Source organism: Kribbella sp. NBC_00359, from assembly GCF_036097425.1.
Classification (GTDB): Bacteria; Actinomycetota; Actinomycetes; order Propionibacteriales; family Kribbellaceae; genus Kribbella.
Genome location: NZ_CP107975.1, coordinates 6,843,087 through 6,864,070, shown reverse-complemented (window position 1 = coordinate 6,864,070; position 20,984 = coordinate 6,843,087). Strand labels below are relative to the sequence as shown.

The 20,984-nt window shown below is 68.9% G+C and carries 20 protein-coding genes, 1 tRNA gene and 1 riboswitch; of the genes, 8 read left to right on the top strand and 13 right to left on the bottom strand.

The window, feature by feature from the left end:
* Nucleotides 1–47 precede the first annotated feature (47 nt).
* Nucleotides 48–560, top strand: a complete 513-nt coding sequence (locus OG876_RS33360) for a DUF6194 family protein (protein WP_328520661.1) — start codon at nt 48–50, stop codon at nt 558–560.
* Nucleotides 561–709: 149 nt separating this feature from the next.
* Complete coding sequence (locus OG876_RS33355; protein ID WP_328520660.1) at nt 710–1,930, top strand: S8 family peptidase; 1,221 nt, start codon at nt 710–712, stop codon at nt 1,928–1,930.
* A 51-nt stretch (nt 1,931–1,981) separates the two neighbouring features.
* Here OG876_RS33355 and OG876_RS33350 read toward each other — a convergent pair whose 3' ends face one another.
* On the bottom strand, nt 1,982–2,539 hold the full coding sequence (locus OG876_RS33350; RefSeq protein ID WP_328520659.1) for a Rieske (2Fe-2S) protein: 558 nt from the start codon (nt 2,537–2,539) through the stop codon (nt 1,982–1,984).
* 382 nt (nt 2,540–2,921) lie between these two features.
* Here OG876_RS33350 and OG876_RS33345 point away from each other — a divergent pair, with 382 nt between their 5' ends.
* Nucleotides 2,922–3,818 (top strand): hypothetical protein, encoded by an 897-nt coding sequence (locus tag OG876_RS33345; RefSeq protein ID WP_328520658.1) that lies wholly within the window; start codon nt 2,922–2,924, stop codon nt 3,816–3,818.
* 1 nt (nt 3,819) lies between these two features.
* Here OG876_RS33345 and uvrA read toward each other — a convergent pair whose 3' ends face one another.
* Nucleotides 3,820–6,852: an excinuclease ABC subunit UvrA gene (uvrA, locus tag OG876_RS33340; protein WP_328520657.1), complete on the bottom strand. Its 3,033-nt coding sequence runs from the start codon at nt 6,850–6,852 to the stop codon at nt 3,820–3,822.
* Nucleotides 6,853–7,088: 236 nt separating this feature from the next.
* On the opposite strand from uvrA, the gene OG876_RS33335 reads away from it, so the two are divergent.
* Nucleotides 7,089–7,748, top strand: a complete 660-nt coding sequence (locus tag OG876_RS33335; protein WP_328520656.1) for an MBL fold metallo-hydrolase — start codon at nt 7,089–7,091, stop codon at nt 7,746–7,748.
* A gap of 4 nt (nt 7,749–7,752) precedes the next feature.
* On the opposite strand, the gene OG876_RS33330 is transcribed toward OG876_RS33335, so the two are convergent.
* The gene (locus tag OG876_RS33330) at nt 7,753–8,385 is read right to left on the bottom strand and encodes a tetratricopeptide repeat protein (RefSeq protein ID WP_328520655.1); all 633 of its coding nucleotides are present in this window, start codon (nt 8,383–8,385) and stop codon (nt 7,753–7,755) included.
* Nucleotides 8,386–8,408: 23 nt separating this feature from the next.
* Between OG876_RS33330 and OG876_RS33325 the strand changes: the two genes are divergently transcribed.
* Nucleotides 8,409–8,945 carry a GNAT family N-acetyltransferase gene (locus OG876_RS33325; protein ID WP_328520654.1) on the top strand — a complete coding sequence of 179 codons (537 nt, stop codon included), beginning with the start codon at nt 8,409–8,411 and terminating at the stop codon, nt 8,943–8,945.
* On the opposite strand, the gene OG876_RS33320 is transcribed toward OG876_RS33325, so the two are convergent.
* A complete protein-coding gene (locus tag OG876_RS33320; RefSeq protein WP_328520653.1) occupies nt 8,942–9,886 on the bottom strand; it encodes a S1C family serine protease in 945 nt (314 codons plus the stop codon). The genes OG876_RS33325 and OG876_RS33320 overlap by 4 nt on opposite strands.
* Before the next feature lie 119 nt (nt 9,887–10,005).
* Here OG876_RS33320 and OG876_RS33315 point away from each other — a divergent pair, with 119 nt between their 5' ends.
* Together OG876_RS33315 and OG876_RS33310 are read left to right on the top strand one after the other, a co-directional pair.
* On the top strand, nt 10,006–10,554 hold the full coding sequence (locus OG876_RS33315; RefSeq protein ID WP_328520652.1) for a TetR/AcrR family transcriptional regulator: 549 nt from the start codon (nt 10,006–10,008) through the stop codon (nt 10,552–10,554).
* Between the two features lie 66 nt (nt 10,555–10,620).
* On the top strand, nt 10,621–12,789 hold the full coding sequence (locus OG876_RS33310) for an MMPL family transporter (RefSeq protein ID WP_328520651.1): 2,169 nt from the start codon (nt 10,621–10,623) through the stop codon (nt 12,787–12,789).
* A 33-nt stretch (nt 12,790–12,822) separates the two neighbouring features.
* Here OG876_RS33310 and OG876_RS33305 read toward each other — a convergent pair whose 3' ends face one another.
* The 8 genes from OG876_RS33305 to OG876_RS33270 form a co-directional block, all read right to left on the bottom strand.
* Nucleotides 12,823–13,503 carry a group I intron-associated PD-(D/E)XK endonuclease gene (locus OG876_RS33305; RefSeq protein ID WP_328520650.1) on the bottom strand — a complete coding sequence of 227 codons (681 nt, stop codon included), beginning with the start codon at nt 13,501–13,503 and terminating at the stop codon, nt 12,823–12,825.
* A gap of 149 nt (nt 13,504–13,652) precedes the next feature.
* A tRNA-Pro gene (locus OG876_RS33300) sits at nt 13,653–13,726 on the bottom strand.
* Between the two features lie 69 nt (nt 13,727–13,795).
* Nucleotides 13,796–15,175: a ribosome biogenesis GTPase Der gene (der, locus tag OG876_RS33295; RefSeq protein ID WP_328520649.1), complete on the bottom strand. Its 1,380-nt coding sequence runs from the start codon at nt 15,173–15,175 to the stop codon at nt 13,796–13,798.
* On the bottom strand, nt 15,168–15,896 hold the full coding sequence (locus tag OG876_RS33290; RefSeq protein ID WP_328520648.1) for a lysophospholipid acyltransferase family protein: 729 nt from the start codon (nt 15,894–15,896) through the stop codon (nt 15,168–15,170). The genes der and OG876_RS33290 overlap by 8 nt, the downstream gene beginning before the upstream one ends.
* Before the next feature lie 16 nt (nt 15,897–15,912).
* Complete coding sequence (cmk, locus tag OG876_RS33285) at nt 15,913–16,599, bottom strand: (d)CMP kinase (RefSeq protein ID WP_328520647.1); 687 nt, start codon at nt 16,597–16,599, stop codon at nt 15,913–15,915.
* A 47-nt stretch (nt 16,600–16,646) separates the two neighbouring features.
* Nucleotides 16,647–17,711 carry a prephenate dehydrogenase gene (locus tag OG876_RS33280; protein WP_328520646.1) on the bottom strand — a complete coding sequence of 355 codons (1,065 nt, stop codon included), beginning with the start codon at nt 17,709–17,711 and terminating at the stop codon, nt 16,647–16,649.
* Nucleotides 17,708–18,076 (bottom strand): chorismate mutase, encoded by a 369-nt coding sequence (aroH, locus tag OG876_RS33275; protein ID WP_328520645.1) that lies wholly within the window; start codon nt 18,074–18,076, stop codon nt 17,708–17,710. Before aroH ends, OG876_RS33280 begins: the two co-directional genes overlap by 4 nt.
* 32 nt (nt 18,077–18,108) lie before the next feature.
* Nucleotides 18,109–19,047: a helix-turn-helix domain-containing protein gene (locus OG876_RS33270; protein ID WP_328520644.1), complete on the bottom strand. Its 939-nt coding sequence runs from the start codon at nt 19,045–19,047 to the stop codon at nt 18,109–18,111.
* A gap of 99 nt (nt 19,048–19,146) precedes the next feature.
* On the opposite strand from OG876_RS33270, the gene OG876_RS33265 reads away from it, so the two are divergent.
* Complete coding sequence (locus OG876_RS33265) at nt 19,147–20,022, top strand: phytanoyl-CoA dioxygenase family protein (RefSeq protein ID WP_328520643.1); 876 nt, start codon at nt 19,147–19,149, stop codon at nt 20,020–20,022.
* A gap of 1 nt (nt 20,023) precedes the next feature.
* Here the strand turns inward: OG876_RS33265 and OG876_RS33260 are convergent, their stop codons facing one another.
* A complete protein-coding gene (locus OG876_RS33260) occupies nt 20,024–20,866 on the bottom strand; it encodes a bifunctional 5,10-methylenetetrahydrofolate dehydrogenase/5,10-methenyltetrahydrofolate cyclohydrolase (protein ID WP_328520642.1) in 843 nt (280 codons plus the stop codon).
* Between the two features lie 28 nt (nt 20,867–20,894).
* Nucleotides 20,895–20,984, bottom strand: a riboswitch (ZMP/ZTP riboswitch).

The following is a 20,984-nucleotide window of genomic DNA, read 5'->3' as shown; positions in this document are numbered from 1 at the left end:
AATTCCGCCGAAGTCTCAATCGCGACTTCAATGACACACTTGAAGGCATGACTGTTGAAGAGATGGATCAGGTGATCCGCGCGTACGACGGCATCCGGGTGCTCGAGGCCCCCGGACGCGATGAGCTGTCCCAAAATGCAGAGCGCGATGAGCTGTCCCAAAATGCAGAGCACGATCTGTTCTACCTGTACGACCCGGCCGCGGACCTGCCGCCGGAGCGGCAGCAGCCGTTCGCCACCATCGTCACCGGCGACCACTACGAGAAGGTGTCGCGGCTCGACGACCCCGGCGCCTGGCGACTCAACATCGGCCTGACCAAGGCGACGTACACCTCGTTGTTCGGTGCGGTGCCGACCGAGCGCGACGCCGACTGGGTGCTCGACTCAGGCCATGACTACACCGCCCGCGACACCCTGATGCCGCACCCCTTCTACGCCTCGCAGCACTGGGTCTGCATCGTCTCGCCCGCCGACGCCACTCCCCTGCTGCCCCTGCTCCAGGAGGCCTACGACTTCGCCGTCCGCAAGCACGTCAACTTCCAGGCGCGGCAAACGCAGTAAACGTTGCGGTCGTGTTGCGGGTTGTCTCATAAGGCTGGTTTGACCCCCGGTTGGGATGAGCGGGAGTCCTAGCGTGTCACCCAGGGTAGACGTGCAGGACCTTTGCGTGAGGCAACTGGGCCTTGCGCTGACTCGAGGGAGTTCCGCCCATGTCCCCCAGAATTCGCAGACCGCGTGCCGTGTTCGGAGCGGTCGCCGCATCCGCTCTCGCCGTCACCGGGATCGTCGCCACCGCGGCCGACAGTGACGCGTCGCAGACGGCCGCCGTCACCATCCGCGGCGCCGGCAGCCCGGCCGCGATCCCCGGCAGCTACATCGTCGTACTCGCGGGCCGGCGTTCGCAGGCCGAGACCCGGGCCACCAACGCCGGCCTCGCGACCAGCTACGACGTCAAGGTGCGCGACCAGTACGACGCCTCGATCAAGGGCTTCTCCGCGAGCATGAGCGCGGACCAGGCGAAGAAGCTGGCCGGCGACAAGCGGGTGGCCTACGTCCAGCAGGATCAGAAGATCACCGTCGCGCAGGACGACCCGCCGTGGGGCCTGGACCGGGCCGACCAGCGTGACCTGCCGCTGGACAAGAAGTACGAGGCGTCCACCACCGCGGACAATGTGAACGTCTACGTGATCGACACCGGCATCTACGCCGCACACAAGGACTTCGGCGATCGCGCGTCGGTCGGCACCGACACCGTCGGCGACGGCCAGAACGGCGTCGACTGCATGGGGCACGGCAGTCACGTGGCCGGCACCATCGCCGGTACGACGTACGGCCTGGCCAAGGGCGCCCACGTGTACGGCGTCCGGGTGCTCGACTGCTCGGGCTCCGGCTCGACCGAGTCCGTGGTGGCCGGGATCGAGTGGGTCACCAAGAACGCGAAGAAGCCCGCGGTGGCGAACATGAGCCTGGGCGGCGGCGCCGACGACGCGCTGGACGCGGCGGTGAAGGCCTCGGTCGGCTCCGGCGTCACGTACGCCGTTGCCGCTGGCAACGAAAGCGCGGACGCCTGCCAGGGCTCACCGGCCCGGGAGCCTTCGGCGATCACCGTCGGCGCGACCGACGACCAGGACAAGAAGGCGACGTTCTCCAACTTCGGCAAGTGCGTCGACCTGTTCGCGCCGGGCGTCGACATCACATCGGTCGGCATCACCGACCCCGAGGCGACCGCCAAGATGAGCGGTACGTCGATGGCCACGCCGCACGTGGCCGGTGGGGTTGCGCTCTACCTGGCCGACCACCCGGACGCCACGCCGGCCGATGTCGCGACCGCCCTGGTCGGCGCGTCGACGCCGGACAAGGTGGGCGACCCGGGCACCGGCTCGCCGAACAAGCTGCTGTTCGTCGGCAAGGTCGACCCGGCCCAGAACTGACGACTGCCCGAACCCGAAGGGCCCGGCAACAGCCGGGCCCTTCGCTCGTGCTCAGGCGGACTGGACGATGTTGCTGCCCTGTACGGCGACGTTCACCGCGGGGAGCGGCGACTGCGCCGGTCCGCTGACCGGGCTGCCGTCGGTGATGTTGAAGTGGCTGTTGTGGAACGGGCAGACGATCTGCCCGCCCTGCACCGAGCCGACCGGGTTGCCCTGGTGGGTACAGATCGCGGAGAAGCCCTTGAACTGGCCCGCGGTCGGCTGGGTCACCACGACCTTGGCGTCCGAGAACACCTTGCCGCCACCGACCGGTACGTCGGACACCGGGCCGAGGACCGTGCCCCCGCTGGTGCTCGCCGGCGCGCTCGAGGACGGCGCCGTACTGGTCGGTGCACTGGTCGGGGCGGAGCTCGTGCCGGTCGCGGGTGCGGAACTGGCGCCGCTGTCCCCGCCGGCGTTGTCGCTGCCGCCGCAGGCCGCAAGGATCGGTGCGCTGGCACCCGCGAGGGCGGCGATTGCCGCGCAGCGGAGCACCGACCTCCGGTCGCGCAGGTTGTCCCCCGCCGGGGTCTGCTGCGGGGTGGTTGGTGCCATCGTGTCATCGCTCATGAATCTGGACCTCCAGGAGCTGCCGGTCGAAGTAGTTGAACGCTTTGCTTCTGTGTAGCCGACCCTGCCAAACCGGGCCGATACCGGGTCAAACGACCGGATCATCCGATCGGTTCAACCAGCGCCGGATTCAACCGCAGTTTGAGAGTTTGCTGTGAATCAGCTGGTCGCGCGGGTGACCGTCGCGGCTACTCGGAGGCGGCCGGCCGCCCGCGCGGGGCACCAACTGGATCATCGCGCCGGGTGGTGCACACTCCGGCCCGCCCACTAGGGTTGCCTCCGCTGACCAGCCCGCGAGTGACCAGCCCGCGGACGCGGGGGGATTTCGTCCTGCTTCTGGAACGGATGCGCGAGACACTTCAGTGGTGGCAGAGGTCGAGACATGACAAGCACGAGCGAGAGTTTCGCTGTCGTCGAAGTGATCGCGGATCTCGCGCCGATGTGGTTGCCCGGCTGTGTCGTCGACACCGAGGAGCGTACGGTCGAGGTCGGCTGGGGGCGTGGCGCGTTGCAGATGTCCGCCGTCGTCGGCGTCGGCGAGATCGTCGACCGATGTCTTCAGGTACCACAGCAACGGTGGCCGGAACAGATCGAGGCTTGGTTGCGGGCCGTGGTCGCCGAAGGTGAACTTGCCACCGAGGAACATCGCTACGGCGACGTCGCCGAGCGGCAGCGTGCTGTGCTCGTGCAGCGCGGCTGGTCGGCACGGACGGCCGGACCGGTCGCGGACGCGTTGATCCCGTTCGGCGAACACTTCGAGGTGGTGGTGTTCATCCAGACCGGCGCAGAGCTGCGGCGACTGACCGTCGTACGGCGATCGATGCTCGGGCTAGGCGATCCGGGTGTGCCGTCGCCAGTGCGATTGAGTCTGGCGCAGATCACGGACCTGGAGCCGGTTGAGCACGACGGCTTCACCGTGCTCAGCCGGGACGGCGATCCGCTGGTATCGATGGCTGTCGTCGCCCGGGAAGACTTGTTGCCGGCGTCCTCCCTGGGGGCGGGGGTGCTGGTCGGGGTGCCGCGGTTGAGCATGGTTGCCTACTGCGGCGCCGACGCCGGACAGGATCAGGCCGACGCGTTGGCGCGGTTCGTCGTCGAAAGCTACCGCGACGCGCCGGACCAGTGCTGCCCGGACCTCTTCTGGCTGCAGGGCGATCGGCTGGTGCAGGTTCCGGTCACGCTGGCGACGCCGCCGACCGTCGTACTGCCGTCTGCGTTGAAGCCGCAACCCCGCCGGACGTGGCTACGGCATCTGTTCGGTCAGGTCTTCGGCCGGTGAGCTACTGACCCGGTGAGGCGCCGGCGACCCGTTTCCTCGCCGGCGCCTGCTTCGCCGGAGTCGCCTTCTTGGCAACGGTCTTCTTGGCTACCGTCTTCTTCGCCGCAGTCTTCTTGGCGGGCGCCTTCTTAGCGGTGGCGGCCTGCTGCTTAGCGGTGGCGGCCTGCTGCTTCGCGCTCGGCTTGGCGGCGCGACCCTCGAGGATCTCCGCCAGGAACTCACCCGTGTACGACGTAGGGTTCGCCGCGACCTCTTCCGGCGTACCTTCCGCGACCAGCGTGCCGCCGCGGCGACCGCCGTCCGGCCCGAGGTCGATGATCCAGTCGGCGGTCTTGATCACGTCGAGGTTGTGCTCGATCACCAGCACCGAGTTGCCCTTGTCCACCAGGCCGCCGAGCACACCGAGCAGCTTGCGGATGTCCTCGAAGTGCAGACCGGTCGTCGGCTCGTCGAGCACGTAGACCGTCCGCCCGGTCGACCGCCGCTGCAGCTCGGACGCCAGCTTCACGCGCTGCGCCTCACCACCGGACAGCGTCGGCGCGGGCTGCCCGAGACGGACGTACCCGAGGCCGACCTCGACCAGCGTGGTCAGATGCCGCGAGATCGCCGGGATCGCCGCGAAGAACTCCGACGCCTCCTCGATCGGCATGTCCAGCACATCCGCGACCGTCTTGCCCTTGTAGTGCACCTCGAGCGTCTCGCGGTTGTACCTGGCGCCGTGGCACACCTCGCACGGCACGTACACATCCGGGAGGAAGTTCATCTCGATCTTCAGCGTGCCGTCACCCGAGCAGGCCTCGCACCGGCCGCCCTTGACGTTGAAGGAGAACCGGCCCTGCTGGTACCCGCGGACCTTCGCCTCGGGCGTGTCCGCGAACAGCTTGCGGACGTGGTCCCAGACGCCGGTGTACGTCGCCGGGTTGGACCGCGGCGTCCGGCCGATCGGCGACTGGTCGACGTGGATGACCTTGTCGACCAGCTCCATCCCGGAGATCTTCGTGTGCCGGCCCGGCACCGCCCGGGCACCGTAGATCTGCCGCGCGAGCGAGGTGTAGAGGATGTCGTTGACCAGCGTCGACTTGCCCGACCCGGACACCCCGGTCACTGCGACGAACACCCCGAGCGGAATGGTCACGTCGATGTCCTGCAGGTTGTTCTGCCGGGCGCCGTACACGGTCAGCTCGCGGCCCTCGGTCAGCGGTCGCCGGACCGGCGGGATCGGGATCTCCCGGCGGCCGGAGATGTACTGGCCGGTGATCGAGTCCGGGTGGTTGCGCAGGTCCTCGACCGTGCCCGACACGACGACCTGGCCGCCGTGCTCACCGGCACCCGGGCCGATGTCGACCACCCAGTCGGCGTGGTCGATGGTGTCCTCGTCGTGCTCGACGACGATCAGCGTGTTGCCCAGCTCCTTCAGCCGGACCAGCGTCTCGATCAACCGCCGGTTGTCCCGCTGGTGCAGGCCGATCGACGGCTCGTCGAGCACGTACAGAACGCCGACCAGCCCCGAGCCGATCTGGGTCGCCAGCCGGATCCGCTGCGCCTCGCCACCGGACAGCGAACCCGCCGGCCGGCTCAGCGCCAGGTAGTCCAGGCCGACGTCGAGCAGGAACCGCAGCCGCTCGCCGATCTCCTTCACCACCCGCTCGGCGATCTGCTTCTCCCGCGGCGACAGCTCCATCTGCGTGAGGAAGCCGTGCACCTCGTCGATCGACATCGCGCTGATCTCCGCGATGTTCTTACCGCCCAGGGTGACCGCGAGCGAGATCGGCTTCAGCCGGGCGCCGTTGCAGGCCAGACAGGGGACCTCGCGCATGTACTCCTCGAAGCGCTCCCGGCCGGTGTCGCTCGACGCCTCCGCATGCCGTCGCTCGACGTACGGGATCACACCCTCGAAGGTGGTGTAGTACGAGCGCTCGCGGCCGTAGCGGTTCTGGTACGAGACGTGGACCTGCTTGTCGTGGCCGGTCAGCAGCGACTTCTTGGCCTTCGCCGGCAGCTCGCCGAACGGCGTGCTCGTCTTGATCTTCAGGTCCCTCGCCAGCGCCGCCAGCAGACGCTCGAAGTACTGCGAGACGTTCTGCCCGGACCACGGCTGGATCGCGCCCTCGTCGAGTGACTTGGACGGGTCCGGGATCAGCAGCTCCGGGTCGACCTCCATCCGGGTGCCGAGACCGGTGCACACCGGGCAGGCGCCGTACGGCGAGTTGAACGAGAACGACCGTGGCTCCAGCTCGTCGATGGCGAGGGGGTGGTCGTTCGGGCAGGCGAGCTTCTCCGAGAATCGGCGCTCGCGGTGCGGGTCGTCCTCCGGCAGGTCGACGAAGTCCAGCACGAGCAGACCACTGGCCAGACCGAGCGCGGTCTCGACCGAATCGGTCAGCCGCTGCTTGGCCGAGCTCTTCACCGCGAGCCGGTCGACGACCACATCGATGTCGTGCTTCTTCTGCTTGTCGAGCTTCGGCGGGTCGGTGAGCTGGATCGTCTCGCCGTCCACGCGGGCCCGGGACAACCCCTGACCGCTCAGCTGGCGGAACAGGTCGACGTACTCCCCCTTGCGGCCGCGGACGACCGGGGCCAGCACCTGGAAGCGAGTGCCCTCCTCGAGCTCCAGCACCCGGTCGACGATCTGCTGCGGCGTCTGGCGCGCGATCGGCTCGCCGCACTCCGGGCAGTGCGGGCGGCCGGCCCGGGCGAACAGCAGGCGGAGGTAGTCGTACACCTCGGTGATCGTGCCGACGGTGGAGCGCGGGTTCCGCGAGGTGGACTTCTGGTCGATCGAGACGGCCGGGGACAGGCCCTCGATGAAGTCGACGTCGGGCTTGTCCATCTGACCGAGGAACTGCCGCGCGTACGCCGACAGTGACTCGACGTACCGGCGCTGGCCCTCGGCGAAGATCGTGTCGAAGGCCAGGCTGGACTTGCCGGACCCGGACAGCCCGGTGAAGACGATCATGGCGTCCCGGGGCAGGTCGACCGAGACGTCCTTCAGGTTGTGCTCACGCGCTCCACGCACGATCAGACGGTCAGACACAAGCTCACTCTCAGCCGTTCTCGAGGGTATCCAGGGCATGCCCGGTCATGCTAACGAGGCCCACCGACAAAAACTTCCGGCGGCGGATCGAGGTGCCCGGAGGACGCCCGACCGCACCGGCCGCTTCGAAAGTATATTCGATCGCGGGCGGTGGTTCATGCAAGTCGGCCCCGAGATGACCGGACGGTCGCAGGAGTGCAAGGATCGGGGCTGTTCACGACTTCCAGGGAGGGCGCATGCCGGAGTACCACGGGAACGTCAAGGTCGGCGGACCGGCTCAGACACACGAGCTGGCCCGGTTGATGATCACCAAGGTCGCGGTCGGCCCGATGGACAACAATGCCTATCTCCTGCGCTGCCGGCAGACCGACGAGCAGGTGCTGATCGACGCCGCCAACGACGCGGACACGCTGCTCAAGCTGATCGGCGACGGTGGGCTCGCCCGCGTCGTGACCACCCACCGCCACCAGGACCACTGGGAGGCGCTCGCCGAGGTCGTCGCCCGGACCAGCGCCACCACTGTCGCCGGCCGGTACGACGCCGAGGGCATCCCGGTCCCCACCGACCAACTCGTCGACGACGGCGACCACATCGCCGTCGGCCAGTGCAGCCTGCGCGTCATCCGTCTGGTCGGCCACACACCCGGCTCGATCGCCCTCGTGTACGACGACCCGGACGGCCCACCGCACCTCTTCACCGGTGACTCACTCTTCCCCGGCGGCGTCGGCAACACCCAGGGTGACGCCGAGCGCTTCACGTCCCTGATCAACGACGTCGAGACCAAACTCTTCGCCGACCTCCCCGACGAGACCTGGGTCTACCCCGGCCATGGCTCCGACACTACCCTCGGCACCGAACGCCCCCACCTGAAGGAATGGCGCGAACGCGGCTGGTGAGTCGCTAGATCCCCGAGCGGGCCGCCTCGATCTGGGCACTGATCAGCACGGCTCCCACTGAAGCGGCCAGGGCAGCCGCCTCATCAGCCAGCGCCTGCGCGTCGTCGGATCGTCCTTGTGCGGCGGCCAGGTAGATGAGGCCGACGAGGTTGGCGGCCACACCTGCCGTGAAGCCGAGGGTACGGCGGAGAGCGGTGGACTCCTCGAGCAACGAGCGGGCCTGGTCGAGGTCGCCGCCCGTGTGGGCCGCGATGCCCAGGTGGCGGAGGGCGTAGGAGAGGGTCAGCTGGTCGCCGGTCTTTCTGGCCAGTTCGCTCGCAACAGTGAGAGGCGGGCCGGCGGACGTGTTGTCGTCGCGGACGACCTGGTGGAAGCAGCCGATCCAGAACAGGGCTTCGGCCTCGCCGCGCTCGTCGCCCAGGGCCCGATAGAGGTCGGCCGCTCGCTCGAAGGCCGGCAACTCCTCGGGGACCTCGATCCGCGTCTCCAGGTACTGGCCGTGCATGATCCGGCCACGACCGATCAGCAACGCGGCCTCGACCGCGTCGAGCTCACGGTCAGCCTGCGGCAGTCCGTCGTACTCGCCGTTGAAGATCGCTCGCTCGTACAGTTCCTTGGCCCGCACCAACTGTTCCATCCGGCAGATCCTAGGCTGCCGTCGTGACCAACTTCGCCGAATACGAGCCGGACGCCGGCCGGCAGGTCCCTGACAGTCCGGTCGAGATCCGTCCGATGGGCGCCGACGACCTCGACGCCTGCGCTGAACTGATCGTCTCGCGCACCGGCGGACCCGTCGCGGAGCGCCGAAGCCGCCTGCTGTCCGACCTCCACGATCCGACCCGCTACTCCGTCGTCGCCTGCATCGGGACTGAAGTGGTCGGCTACGCCGCCGTGATCCACCACGAGATCTCCCCCGACGATCCACCAACCACTGCCCCCACCGGCTACTACCTCGTCGGTCTGATCGTGTCCCCCAACTGGCGACGCCACGGCATCGGCGAGCTTCTCACCACCGAACGCATCCGCTGGACGGCCGAGCGCGCCGACGCCGTCTACTACTTCGCGAACCTCGCGAACGGCCCGATCCTCGACCTCCACCAGAGCTTCGGCTTCACCGAGGTCACCCGCGACTTCACCTTCCCCCGCGCCCCGCTCAAACCCGGCACCGGCGTCCTCCTCCGCGCCGAACTGAGTTAGCGATCGGTCAGTTCGGTGGGATGGGCTATGACGTCCACGAGGGCGTTGTTGCGGATGGCGGTGATTTCGGTGCGGCGGGAGATGGCGTCGGCGAAGAGAAGTCGTTGGAGGGACTGAGCGTCGCGGAGCGGAGCGCCGTCGACAGCCAGGACCAGGTCGCCCGGGCGAAGGCCGGCGTCGGCGGCGGGGCTGTTCGCGATCACCTCGACGACGCGGAGAGCCGTGCGCTGGTCGAACCGTTCGGCCAGGGCGGGCCGCAGCGGCGCGGGGGTGGTGACGAGACCGAGGTACGCGCGGCGGACGCGGCCGTCATGCAGGAGCGAGTAGATGATCCGGCGCGTGGTCTGGTTCATCGGGACGGCCAGCCCGAGACCGATGCCGGCCACCGCCGTGTTGATGCCGACGACCCGGCCGTTGCCGTCGGCAAGTGCACCGCCGGAGTTGCCCGGGTTCAGCGCCGCGTCGGTCTGGATCACGTCCTCGATGATCCGCTGCGCCGACCCGCTCCGCACCGGCAGCGAACGGCCGAGAGCACTCACCACGCCGGCGGTCACACTCCCGGCCAGCCCCAATGGGTTGCCCACGGCAACCACCAGGTTCCCCACCTTCAGGTGATCCGCGTCGCCGTACTCCGGCGGATCCGGGATCTCCCGGTCGGCTCGCAGTACGGCGAGATCGGACAGCCGGTCGACCCCGACCACCCGGGCCTGCGCCGTCGTACCGTCCGCGAACTCGGCGTTCGCCTGCTCGCCCTCGCCGACGACATGCGCGTTGGTCAGCAGGTGCCCGTCGCCAGTCAGCACGACCGCCGATCCCGACGAGTCGCCGCGCCGGCTGTGGATCCGCAGGCTCGCCACCCGCGGGATGAGGTGTTCCGCCACGCCCGAGACCACTCGGGAGTAGGCATCCAATACGTCGTCGCCGGCAATCTCATCAGCCATGGTTCTGCCTCCCGAATTACATCATTACACCGCGAGCAAGCCCCGGCCATCGCGTGAACCGAGCCACAATCCTGACCGATCGGTTGAAAACTGGCCGATCGGTCAGGATGATGGCTGACATGGCAGTCACCACCCCCGCCCGGGAGCGGACCCGGCACGAGATCGTGCGGCAGGCGATGGACCTGTTCCAGGCCAAGGGCTACAACGCGACGTCACTGCAGGACATCGCGACCGCGGCCGGCTGCTCGAAGGCGACGGTGCTCTACCATTTCAGCGGCAAGCCCGCGGTCCTGGCGGCCGTCCTGGAGCCAGCCGCCGCCGATCTGGCCGAGCTCATCGCGGCGGCCGACGCGCTCCCCCAGGCGGAGACGCAGGAGTTCGCCATCCAGCGCTTCATCGACCTCGCCGTGGTGCACCGCGGCGTCATCGACGTCCTCCAGGACGTGATCCCGGTGATCGTGGAGATGCCCGAGATCGCCGGACTGGTCGCGGACGGCATGAGGATGACCAGGTACCTGGCCGGCTCCGACGACCCGCTCGAACACGACCTGGCCAAGTTCGCCGTCAACGGCCTGCTCGGCGAGTGCCGGCATCCCGGCGAACGCACCGACGACGAGCTCCGAAGACTCTGCGACATCGCCCTGCGCCGGCTGCTCAGACGCGCCTGAACCGATCCCGTCCGACGGACGGTCTCCCCTGCACGCACGTACCGACTCGAAACGGACGCACTCCCGATGGCCAATCTGCTGTACCGGCTCGGCCGGTTCTCCTACCAGCGCCGGCGCCTCGTCGCCGCCGTCTGGGCGTTGTTCCTCGTCCTGCTCGGTGTCGGCGCGTTGACGCTCGGCGGCAAGACCGCGAACACCTTCTCCATCCCGGGCACCGAGTCGCAGCGCGCGCTCGACGCCCTCAAGCAGGAACTGCCCGCGGCGAGCGGCGCCTCAGCCACGGTCGTGGTGAAGGCACCCGACGGCAAGACGCTCGCGGATCCGGCGGTGAAGGCGGCCGTCGGCGCGACGGTCGGCAAGGTCGCGAAGGTGCCGGAGGTGATCGCCGCGATCGATCCGTTCACCAGCAAGGCGATCAGCCCCGACGGCACGACCGGCCTGATCAGCGTGCAGTTCGACAAGCCCGCCGACGAGCTCTCCAAGGACAGCACGACCGCGTACGACGGACTCAGCGGACTGAGCACCGGGGATCTTCGGGTGGTCCCGGGCGGCCAGGTGGCCGGCGGCGTACCCGAGATCGGAGCCACCGAGGTGATCGGGGTCGCAGTCGCGGCCGTCGTACTGGTCGTCACGTTCGGTTCGCTGGTCGCGGCCGGGATGACGTTGCTGACCGCGCTCCTCGGAGTACTGGCGGGGATGGCGGGGCTGTTCCTGGTCACCGCGTTCGTGGATGTGTCGTCGACCGCGCCGATCCTGGCGTTGATGCTGGGACTCGCGGTGGGTATCGACTATGCGTTGTTCATCAGCTCGCGGCATCGGACACAGCTTGCCCAGGGCATGGATCCGGAGGAGTCGGTCGGGCGAGCGACGGCGACCGCGGGGTCGGCGGTGCTGTTCGCCGGCGCGACGGTGGTGATCGCGCTGGCCGGGTTGAGTGTGGTCGGCGTACCGTTCCTGACCGCGATGGGCCTGGCGGCCGCGGCGACTGTGCTCACCGCGGTGCTGGTCGCGCTGACACTGCTGCCGGCCATGCTCGGATTCGTCGGGAACCGGGTGCTCCCCCGCAAGATCCGCAAGGCGCCGACGGCCGCTCCGGTCAAGGAAGGTTTCGGCTTCCGTTGGGGCCGGCTCGTGACCAGGTTCCGCGTCCCGATCGTTGCCGTTGGCATCCTCGGGCTCGGGTTGCTGGCGATTCCGGTCAAGGACATGCAGCTCGCGCTGCCGGACGGCGCCTCGGCTGCCGCCGGCACGAACCAGCGGGTCGCCTACGACCTGACCGCGGCCGCCTTCGGGCCGGGCGCGAACGGTCCCCTCGTCGTCGTTGTGAAGAGCAACAACCCGGCGACGTCCGATGCGCTGGTCAAGCAGGTACTCGCGAAGTCGCAAGGGCTGAAGGATGTCGTGGCGGCCCAGCCCGGGCCGGCCAGTGCGGACGGATCGACGCGGTTGTTGCAGGTCATCCCCAAGAGCGGACCGGCGAGTCAGGAGACCTCGGAGCTGGTGAAGAACCTGCGGACGGCGGTGCAGCCGTTGGCGACCAGTGACGCGAGCATCTCGGTGACGGGCAACACCGCGGTCGGGGTCGATGTGTCGAACAAGTTGGCCAACGCATTGCCGACGTACCTGCTGGTTGTCATCGGGCTGTCGTTCCTGCTGTTGTTGCTGGCGTTCCGGTCGGTGCTCGTGCCGCTCAAGGCGACGCTGGGCTTTGTGCTCACGGTCGGGGCGACGTTCGGCATCACGGTCGCGGTGTTCCAGCTTGGATGGGGTGCGAACCTGCTCGGCGTAGACTCCCCCGGGCCGCTGGTCAGCTTCCTGCCGATCATCATGCTGGGCGTGCTGTTCGGGCTGGCGATGGACTACGAGGTGTTCATCGTGTCCCGGGTCCGCGAGGAGTTCGTGCACGGCAAACACGCGACCGAGGCAACCATCGAGGGCCTCGGCCACGGCGCCCGCGTGGTGACGGCGGCGGCCCTGATCATGGCGTCGGTCTTCGCCGGCTTCATCATGGTCCACGACCCGATCATCAAAGCGATCGGCTTCGGCCTCACGATCGGCGTCCTCATCGACGCCTTCGTAGTCCGCATGACCCTCGTACCGGCAGTCCTCTCCCTCCTAGGCGACCGAGCCTGGTGGTTCCCCCGCTGGCTCGACCGCATCACCCCCAAGGTCGACATCGAAGGCGAATCCCTCCACGTACCCGAACAGCCCAAACAACTAGCCGACGTCCACTGACCGACCCGTGAGGCATCGGCCGAAGCCGATGCCTCACTGCATCAGACTCGAAGCATCACCTACCCGGAACCGCGCGTAGGTTGCCGCGTCGATGCCGACTCTGCCCGCCAGGACAGAACTCGGGATGACATAGATGCTGCCGTCGCCGAGGACGATGAAGAACAGATCAAGCGAATCGGGGTCGTAAGGCATCTTGCCGGCTGACTTGTCGAGGACATAGGGACGCCGGCCCACTCCGACTTGCCAACGGCCCTTGCTGTCGCGGGCTGCGCACGTCTTCACCTGCACACGCTGGATGCCCGTCCGGGTCGTCACCAGCAGGTCGTACTCCTGAGGCTCGATCGGCAACGCGACGGCACAGCCACGCAGGCTGAACCAGGCCATCGCCACAGCCGAAGCCGCATACCGGAGCAGCTCCGGCCGGAACGGCTGATCGAACACCTCGCCTGCTGGCGATGCGGCTTGCGGCGTCCTCAGGTGCGTGCAGTCCAGGCCCAGCCGAGCAGAATGCCCCTTGACCCGAACCCGGTTCTCGGCGTTGTCGACGACGCCCAGGCCGGTGAGCACGTCAGCCCAGCAGGTCGCCCCGAGCATGACCTGCCGCAGTTGGGTGTCGGACCACCGACGTTGCCCGGTGAAGTGCGAGGTGTCGAGTTCGAGGCGACCGGCATGCCGCTTGATGGTCCGGACGACGCCGGCAGACGTCCCCTTCAAGCCCAGAGCGCGTGCGACCGCACGCCAGGAATGGTTGCCCTCTACTGCCACACGCAAGTGCTCGTCAGTCCAGGTTCGCGTATCCCCCGTGGTGTTCATGGGGACAACGTAAAGAGGGGCACCGACAGAATCGGTGCCCCTCTTTTACGTCGGGCTGCCGAGATTTGAACTCGGGATCTCCGGTCCCCCAGACCGGCGCCTTACCCGGCTAGGCCACAGCCCGCTGCTCCCCTCCGAAGAGGTGAACGGGGTAAACCATACCTCATCCGAGGGGCTGGTTTTGACCAAGGGGTCAGCGCTTCTTGTTCTTTTGGCGGGCTCGGATCTGGACGTGGACGGGGCTGCCGACGAAGCCGAAGTCCTCGCGGAGGCGGCGTTCGATGAAGCGCTGGTACGACGCCTCGATCTGGCCGGAGGTGAAGATCGCGAACGTCGGCGGCATCGTCGTCGCCTGGGTGCCGAACAGGATCTTCGGCTGCTTGCCGGACCGGACCGGGTGTGGGTGCGCGGCGACCAGGCGGCCGAGGAACGCGTTCAGCTGGCCGGTCGGGACGCGGGTCTGCCAGCCGTCCAGCGCCGCCTCGATGGCCGGGACCAGCTTCTCCATGTGCCGGCCGGTGAGGGCGCTGATGTTCACCCGTGGAGCCCAGCGGAACTGCACCAGGTCGCGGTCGATCTCGCGCTCCAGGTAGTACCGCCGGTCCTCGTCGACAAGGTCCCATTTGTTGTAGGCGATCACGAGTGCCTTGCCGGCCTCCTCGACCGCACTCATGATCCGCAGGTCCTGCTCGGCCATCGGCTCGGACGCGTCGATCACGACCACGACGACCTCGGCCCGCTCGATCGCCGCGTTGGTCCGCAGCGAGGCGTAGTACTCGTGCCCCTGGGCGCTCTTCACCTTGCGGCGGATGCCGGCGGTGTCGATGAACCGCCACTCCTTGCCGGCCAGCGTGATCAGCTCGTCCACCGGGTCGACCGTCGTACCGGCGACGTCGCTGACGACGACGCGGTCCTCCTTGGCGACCTTGTTCAGCAGGGAGGACTTGCCGACGTTCGGCTTGCCGACGATCGCGACCCGGCGCGGGCCGCCGGTCTCGGGGTCGCGCTCCGGCGGTGCCTCGGGCAGGGCGGCCAGTACGGCGTCGAGCATGTCGCCGGTGCCGCGGCCGTGCATCGCCGAGACCGGGAACGGCTCGCCGATACCGAGACTCCACAGGTTCATCGCCTCGGCCTCGACCCGCTGGTCGTCGACCTTGTTCGCCGCGAGAACGACCGGCTTACCCGACTTCCGCAGCACCCGTACGACGGCCTCGTCCGCATCCGTGATCCCGACCGTCGCGTCGACCACGAACAGCACTGCGTCGGCCGCATTGATCGCGACCTCGGCCTGCGCCGCGACCAGGGCGGCCATCCCGACCGCGTCCGGGTCCCAACCGCCGGTGTCGACGACCGTGAAGCCGCGGCCGGCCCAGTTCGCGTCGTACGAGACGCGGTCCCGGGTCACCCCCGGGGTGTCCTCGACGACGGCCTCGCGGCGGCCGATGATGCGGTTGACCAGCGTGGACTTGCCCACGTTCGGCCGGCCGACGATCGCGAGCACGGGCAGCGGCCCGGTGTCCTCGCGGTCGTGCGTAGGCTCGGCGAAGTCGTAGCCGGTGGGCAGGTCAGTCATCAGGGTCCTTCTTGTCTGGCGCGCCCGGGAGGGGGTGGCCGGTGGCTTCGACGGCCGCCCTCACATGGGCTCGCAGCACGTCGCCGATCTGGTCGGCAACCGCGCGTACGTCGGAATGCCTCCTGGGAAAGGGTACGCGCTCCACCGTGAACGGCTCGCCATAGACCACATCGACCCGGCTCCCGGCCGGTGGGAAACCCTCGACGTCGCCGTGCGGCAGCCTGGTCCCGAGCAGCGCGACCGGCAGGATCGGCGCGCCCGTCACCATGGCCAGATACGCCACTCCGGTCCGGATCCGGCTGAAGTCGCCCGGACCGCGGGTTCCTTCGGGGTAGATGTTCAGTACCCGGCCGTCGCGGAGCACCTTGATCGACTGCCGGACCGCGAGGACGTCGTACGCCGATCGGTCGACCGGGATCTGCCCGATCCGCCGGAGGATCTTGCCCTGGAGCCCGCCGAACACCTCGATCTTGCCGAGCTGGTGCAGCATCCGGGGCGCGATCGCCCCGAGCAGCGGCCCGTCGAGCAGGCTCAGATGGTTCGGAGTCATCAGCACCGGACCGGTTCGCGGGAACCGGTCCTCGTGGTGAATGGTCAGCTTGTACTTGCGCCGGAAGTACGGTTTGGCGACCGTGCGCATCGGCAGCGCGAGCCGGTACGGCAGCCGAGGCAGATCGTCAGTGCGTGGCAACTCCAGGTGCCCGGTCAGCTCCGCGGTCATGCGGCGATGCGCTCTCTCATGACTTCGGGTCGCGCGGGGCGGCCTCGGCCTCCTTCGCGAGACGGCTGATCACGTCGATGACCTCCTCCAGGGACAGATGGGTCGAATCGATCGTGACCGCGCCGTCGGACGCGACCAGGAACTCCGACACGGTCGCGTCGTCGGCGTCCCGGCGGACGATCTGGTCGCGGAGCTGCTCGGCGGTCACCGCCCCGGCCGCCAGCTCGGCGCCGCGGCGCGCCATCCGGGCCTCCTGGTCGGCGGTGAGCAGCACCTTGAGCTCGGAGTCGGTCGCGACCACGGTGGCGATGTCGCGGCCCTCGACCACGATCCCGCCGGTCGGCTGGGCGTCGTCGATGATCGCCCGCTGGCGCCGGATCAGCTCCTTGCGGACGTCCAGGTTGGTGGCGATCTTGGAGACCGTCTCGCTGATCCGCGGCTCCCGGATCGCGGTCGTCACGTCGGTCCCGTCGGCGATCACGAACTGATGCGCCGGGTCGGTGCTGACCTCGAGGCGCAGCTCCCGGGACCGCTGCGCGACCGCCGCGGTGTCGTCCAGGTCGAGTCCGTGCTCGAGGGCCGACCAGGTCACCGCCCGATAGGTCGCTCCGGTGTCCAGGAAGCGCAGCCCCAGCCGGCTGGCGACGCCTCGCGCGGTGCTCGACTTACCGGAGCCGCTCGGGCCGTCCACAGCGATGATCATGCCCGAAGATTACCTGTGACAGGGGACAATCCACCGATCAGGACCGCCTACCGGTGGACGACCCAGCCGCGCTCGGTCAGTACGTCGACCAACTGGTCGACCGAACCGGGTTTGACCGCCAGCTCGACCTCACCGACCGGACGGCCCGGACTGTGGTCGATCCGCAGGTCCTCGACGTTCGCGCCGGACTCGGCCGCGTCCGCGAACAAACGGGCCAGCTGCCCCGGCCGGTCGGGGATGGTCACCAGGACGGTCACCAGGTCGATGTGCGGCGTACCGTGCTTGCCCGGCACCCGGACCGCACCCGAGACGCCGAGCCCGAGGATCGAGGTCAGCTCCTCGGCGGCCTCTTCCTTGCCCAAGGCAACGAGCAGGCGGTCGAGCTCACCGCGGATCTGCTCCAGCAGGCCGGTCAGGGCGGTCGAGTTCGCGGACACGATCTGGGTCCACAGCTTGGGGTCGCCGGCCGCGATCCGGGTCACGTCCCGGACGCCCTGGCCGGACAGCTGCAGGTGCGAGGTCGGCGCGTCGGCCAGCGTGCCCGCGGCGAGCGCCGACATCAGGTGCGGCAGGTGTGACACCCGGGCGACGCCGAGGTCGTGGTCCTCGACAGACAGCTCGACGGTCCGGGCCCCGGCCGCCTCGGCCAGCCGCCGTACCAGCTCGATCGCAGCGGGCGAGCTGGTGCCGTGCGGAGTGATCGCCCAGGTCGCGCCGTCGAACAGGTCCGCGCGGGCGGCGAGTGGCCCGTTCCGCTCGGAGCCGGCCATCGGGTGACTGCCGACGTACCGGCTGAGGTCGCCGGTGAGCTTGCCCGCGTCGGCGAGCGGCTTCGACTTCACGCTGGCGGCATCGGTGACGACCGCGTCGGTCTGCTCCAGCTGCTCGGCGATCACCGCGCCGACGTGATCCGGCGGTACGGCGACCACCACGAGCTGTGGCTCGATCTGGACCAGCCGCGAACCCGCGCCGATCCGCTCGGCCATCAGCGCGTTGTCCGGATCGGCGTCGACGAGCTCCACCACGACACCCAACCGCGCCAGCGCCAGGCCGATCGACGTACCGATGAGTCCCGTGCCGACGATCCGGACCGGACCGCGCAACTCGGTCACTGGGCGCCGGTCAGGTCGGGGCGGAGAGCTACCGCGCCGTGCAGGTAGACGTGCTGGATCTTCTCCCGGGAACGCGGCGTCTCGGTGTGCACCATCAGCCTGACCACGCGCGGCAGGGCGTGCGGGACGGCGATCTCCTGCATGCACATCAGCGGTACGTCGGTCAGCCCGATCTGACGCCCCGCCACGGCGGGAAACTCCGAGTGCAGGTCCGGCGTGACGGTGAACAGGATGCTGATCAGATCCTCGTTCTCCAGATCGTTCGCCTCCAGGACCGCCCGCACCAGCTCCGCGGACCGCTCGAGCAGATGCTCGCGCTCGTCCACGTCGAGCTGGGTGGCACCCCGGATCGCCCGTACCGCCACGTCTTCGCCTCCTTGGTCGTCTGTCTCCAACCCTAGAGCAGAGTGGTCAGAGAGTGGACGGCCGTCTCGGATAGTGCCGCCTCGAGCAGCCTCCGGGCCACCGGAAGCAGCCCGGCCTCCCGGACCGGTGCGAGCGGATCGGTCAGTTGCCGGCGACGCCGGAACGATCCCGGCGGTTGGCCGTAGGCGAGGGAGAAGCGGCGGGAGAAGTGGTACGGATTGCTGTAGCCACAGTCGGACGCGATCTCCGCGATCGTCGCGTTGGTACGCAGGAGCGCGGTCGCAGCCCGGGCCAGCCGGATCAGATCCAGGGCGTACGCCGGTCCGCAGCCGTACCTCTCCCGGAAAAGCCGGTGCAGGTGTCCCGCCGACAGGTTCGCCGCAGCGGCCAACTCGGGGACGGGGATGATCCGCGGTCCGCTCCTCGCCCACACGGTCGCAACATGGTCGACCAAGCCGCTTACAGCATCCGGCATCTCCTCGCGCGGCTGGCCGGCCGGAGCGCTGAGGAAGACCTCCAGCATCGTCGCCACCAACCGGTCGCTGTGTCCCCGGACCGACGATGACGGTACGCCGGCAAGGTCCAGCAGGTAGGTGCACAGCCCGTCCAGCAGGCTCGGATCGGACTGGGATCGCACCGACGGCCAAGTCGACGGATCGCCGAGTCCGCCGAAGTCCTCGATCTGGAAGTGCACGTACGCGTGCCGTGACGAGCGATCGCAGTCCCAGATATAAGCATCCCGGTTCCCGCGCCGAGCCAATGCCACGGTGCCCGGGCGGAGGTCCTCCTCCACGGTCGCCTGCCGGACGCCGGCATCGTCGTACACGTCGGTGCGCCACCGCGCCGAACCGCTCAGGATCCAGAGCAGTTCGTAGTTCGGCAGCGTGCGTGGGCCATAGGTTGCCCCGGGCGGATAGTCCGCGACCTGGACCACGGAGTTCACGCTGATCACCGGGGGTTGCGAGGTCACAAACAGATAGTAATGCGCACGCCCGCGACATTGGCCGGGCCCGGTGTGCTCTGAGACTGTGAAGCCGGTCATCGCCCCCAAGGCCGGATGGAGCATCAGATGCAGCCTGTCACCGCCGTACCCAGCTTCGCCGAGGTCACCGAGGAGTTGGTCGAGTCCTTCCGGCGGGACGGCTTCGTCGTCCTCGATCACGCCGTGACACCCGACCAGGTCACGGCGCTCCATGCCGCGGCCGAGGCTCTGTGCCGTGGTGACCTCGGCGTCATCGACGGAGGTCCAGCCGCCGAGCCGACCGCGGATGTCCTGCGCAAGTACCTGTGCATCCACCAGCCGCACAAGGCGTCCGACGTGGCACTCGCCGCGTTACAGGCGCCACGGGTGGTGGCCGCGCTGACCGCGGTGATCGGGCCGAACGTCAAGGCCATGCAGTCGATGCTGTTCATCAAGCCCGAGGGGAAGCCGGGCCAGGCCTGGCACCAGGACGAGTTCTTCATCCCGACCAGGGACCGCTCGCTGACCGCGGTGTGGATCGCGCTCGACGATGCCACCGTGGAGAACGGCTGCCTGTGGGTTCTGCCGGGCTCCCACCGCCGCGGGGTCATCTATCCCGACCGGGAGCAGGACGATCTCCGCTTCGACTGCACGGTGGAGGCGTTCGACTTCCCGTACACCGACGACGACGCCGTCCCGGTCGAGGTGCCCGCGGGTTCGGCGGTGATCTTCAACGGCTACCTGCTGCACCGATCACTGCCGAACACCGGCCGGCACGGACTCCGCCGGGCGCTCGCCAACCACTACATGAGCGCGGAGTCGCTGCTCCCCTGGCAGTCCGTGCCACCCGGCGTCCACGTCGGCAAGCATGACTACCGCGACATCGTGATGGTGGCCGGGACCGATCCGTACGCCTACAAGGGCATCGACGATCTCGCCCGCCCGCACTCCCGCCGGGACAAGGACGGCGGGTGCGACCGCTGACTCAGCCCGCCTGAGCCTCGGCGGCGTCGACGGCCTGCTCCAGCAGAAGGGCGATCGTCATCGGTCCGACGCCGCCCGGCACCGGCGTGATCAGGCGGGCGACCTGGGCCGCGTCCTCGAAGTGCACGTCGCCGATGTTGCCCTCGTTGTACCCGGCATCGACCACCACCGCGCCCGGCTTCAGCCAGTCGCCGCGGACGAAGTTCGGTTTGCCGACCGCCGCCACCACGATGTCCGCGGTCCGGACGATCTCCGGCAGGCCGAGGGTCCGCGAGTGGGTGTAGGTGACGGTCGCGTTCGATGCCAGCAGCAACATCCCGACCGGCTTGCCGAGAATCGGGCTGCGGCCGATCACGACCGCGTGCGCCCCAGTGATCGGTACGTCGTACGCCTCGAGCAGGCGCATGATCCCGCCGGGCGTCGCGGACCGGAACCCGGGATCGCCGAACGCCATCGCGGCGAACGACCGCATCGTCACGCCGTCGACGTCCTTGGCCGGATCGATCGCCTCGAACGCGGCCCGCTCGTCGATCTGCGCCGGCACCGGGTGCTGCAGCAGGATCCCGTGTACCGCGGGGTCGCTGGAGAGCTTGTGAATCTCGGCGACCAGTTCGCCGGTGGTCGTTTCCGCGGGCAGTACGACGCTCCGCGACGCGATGCCGGCCTTCTTCGACCGGTTCTGCTTCATCCGCACGTACGTCGCCGACGCGGGGTCATCGCCCACCAGCACCGTCGCCAGGCACGGCTGCACGCCGGCCTTCTCCTGCAGGGCCTTCGCCCTGGCGGCCGACTGAGCCACGATCTCCGCGGCGAGGTCGGTCCCGGTCATCAGTTCAGCAGTCACAGCGCGCTCCTTCGGGCGTCGACGACAGGTCGTGTGCCCAGGCGCGCGGCTCGGCCGGAGTTCCCGGCGGACCGTTCCCCGGTGGTGGCCCACCTCAGCGCCAGTCGCGGTCCGCCGT

What these genes read in the sequence shown, in the direction of transcription:
- cmk (WP_328520647.1), bottom strand. Translation starts at nt 16,599, where the DNA reads ATGATCATCGCTGTGGACGGCCCGAGCGGCTCCGGTAAGTCGAGCACC.
- OG876_RS33355 (WP_328520660.1), top strand. Translation starts at nt 710, where the DNA reads ATGTCCCCCAGAATTCGCAGACCGCGTGCCGTGTTCGGAGCGGTCGCC.
- OG876_RS33310 (WP_328520651.1), top strand. Translation starts at nt 10,621, where the DNA reads ATGGCCAATCTGCTGTACCGGCTCGGCCGGTTCTCCTACCAGCGCCGG.
- OG876_RS33350 (WP_328520659.1), bottom strand. Translation starts at nt 2,539, where the DNA reads ATGAGCGATGACACGATGGCACCAACCACCCCGCAGCAGACCCCGGCG.
- OG876_RS33290 (WP_328520648.1), bottom strand. Translation starts at nt 15,896, where the DNA reads ATGACCGCGGAGCTGACCGGGCACCTGGAGTTGCCACGCACTGACGAT.
- OG876_RS33330 (WP_328520655.1), bottom strand. Translation starts at nt 8,385, where the DNA reads ATGGAACAGTTGGTGCGGGCCAAGGAACTGTACGAGCGAGCGATCTTC.
- der (WP_328520649.1), bottom strand. Translation starts at nt 15,175, where the DNA reads ATGACTGACCTGCCCACCGGCTACGACTTCGCCGAGCCTACGCACGAC.
- OG876_RS33315 (WP_328520652.1), top strand. Translation starts at nt 10,006, where the DNA reads ATGGCAGTCACCACCCCCGCCCGGGAGCGGACCCGGCACGAGATCGTG.
- OG876_RS33360 (WP_328520661.1), top strand. Translation starts at nt 48, where the DNA reads ATGACTGTTGAAGAGATGGATCAGGTGATCCGCGCGTACGACGGCATC.
- OG876_RS33335 (WP_328520656.1), top strand. Translation starts at nt 7,089, where the DNA reads ATGCCGGAGTACCACGGGAACGTCAAGGTCGGCGGACCGGCTCAGACA.
- OG876_RS33345 (WP_328520658.1), top strand. Translation starts at nt 2,922, where the DNA reads ATGACAAGCACGAGCGAGAGTTTCGCTGTCGTCGAAGTGATCGCGGAT.
- OG876_RS33320 (WP_328520653.1), bottom strand. Translation starts at nt 9,886, where the DNA reads ATGGCTGATGAGATTGCCGGCGACGACGTATTGGATGCCTACTCCCGA.
- OG876_RS33265 (WP_328520643.1), top strand. Translation starts at nt 19,147, where the DNA reads ATGCAGCCTGTCACCGCCGTACCCAGCTTCGCCGAGGTCACCGAGGAG.